Source organism: Bacillus sp. AFS037270, from assembly GCF_002585305.1.
The window spans coordinates 1-1,729 of record NZ_NUNF01000124.1 but is presented as its reverse complement, the minus strand read 5'-3'; the positions used below and the strand labels follow the sequence as shown (position 1 = coordinate 1,729).

The 1,729-nt window shown below is 40.9% G+C and carries 1 protein-coding gene; it reads left to right on the top strand.

The annotated features are described in order from the left end of the window. Window positions 1-218: 218 nt before the first annotated feature. The gene (gene argH, locus COD92_RS31060) at window positions 219-1,595 is read left to right on the top strand and encodes an argininosuccinate lyase (RefSeq protein WP_098531045.1); all 1,377 of its coding nucleotides are present in this window, start codon (window positions 219-221) and stop codon (window positions 1,593-1,595) included. The last annotated feature ends 134 nt before the right edge of the window (window positions 1,596-1,729 follow it).

Sequence of the window (1,729 nt, the reverse complement as noted above, 5' to 3'; positions counted from 1 at the left end):
TGCGGCTCCTTGGGACTCGAAGCCTAAGCCACCCCCTGAAGAAGGCAAAAAGCGCCTTCTTGCAGGGTGCGTCTTAGTCTAGAGTCCCAGGGCAGTCGCCTCCACATTTAGGTCAATCCGTCCAAAAGGTTAAAAGGCAACCTTTCGGCCGGCTTGTCTTGTGCTTGCCCGAGGCTGACCAAGGAGCTTGCGCTTTTCTTATTTAAGGAGGAACAGTAATGTCGAAGTTATGGGGCGGCCGTTTTACGAAAGAAACCAATAAGCTCGTTGAAGAATTTACAGCATCAATTTCCTTTGATCAAAAGTTAGCGAAAGAAGATATTGCCGGAAGTATGGCGCATGTTCAAATGCTGGGAGAATGCGGGATTATTCCGATGGAAGATGCTAGTAAAATAAAGGACGGCCTTCTTGCTATAAAGAAAATGGTGGATGCTAACGAAGTTGAGTTTTTAGTTGAAGATGAAGATATTCATATGAATATTGAAAAACTCTTAATTGAAAAAATCGGACCTGTAGGCGGCAAGCTTCATACAGGGCGCAGCCGCAATGACCAAGTAGCTACAGATATGCATCTATACTTAAGAACTAAAACGACTGAACTAATTAAGTTAATTGAAGATGTCCAACAGGCATTAATTGGGCAGGCAAAAGAGAACATTCACACATTAATTCCAGGGTACACACACTTGCAGCGGGCCCAGCCAGTTTCTTTTGCACATCACCTAATGGCTTATTTTTGGATGTTTGAACGTGATAAAGAGAGACTTATGGATTCACTTAAACGAGTTAATTGGCTGCCACTAGGTTCCGGAGCACTAGCAGGGACAACATTTCCAATCAATCGTGAACGAGTCGCAGAAATATTAGGCTTTGAAACCATATATCCAAATAGTATGGATGCAGTGAGTGACCGCGATTTTATTTTGGAATTTTTATCGATTGGGTCTATTATTATGACACATATTTCAAGATTTTCTGAGGAATTAGTCATTTGGTCCAGCCAAGAATTCCAGTTTGTTGAACTTGATGATTCATTCTGTACAGGTTCAAGTATCATGCCTCAAAAGAAAAACCCGGATGTACCAGAATTACTTCGTGGTAAGACAGGAAGAGCGTACGGGAACTTAATTGGATTGTTAACCGTACTTAAAGGCTTGCCGCTTGCTTATAATAAAGATTTACAAGAAGATAAAGAAGGCATGTTTGATACGGTAGAGACTCTTGAAGGGTCATTAAAGCTGTTAGCTCCAATGATTGAGTCGATGACTGTCAACAAAGATGTGATGCGAAAGGCGATCAATAATGATTTTTCCAATGCAACGGATATTGCTGATTATTTGGTTAGAAAGGGCTTGCCATTCCGTGAGGCACACGAAGTGATTGGAAAAATCGTCTTATATTCAATTCAAGCAAATAAGTTTTTACTAGATTTAAGTTTTGAAGAATATCAAAGCTTTAGTCCTTTATTTGAAGAAGATATATACAAGGTATTGGCTCCTGAGCATGTAGTCGCGGTTAGAAATAGCTTTGGCGGCACCGCCCCAGAACAAGTGGAAAATCAAATACTCCTTGCACAGGGAAAACTTCAAAGATAACAATGATAATTTTAAGGCTCGCCAAACGGCGGGTTTTTATTTTCGTTTAGAAAATTATAAAATTTTCGCTTGTGGATAACTGTTAATAAAAGGACTCTCAACGTCCAGCTCCAGCGCCTAGCCCCTCGAGGTCA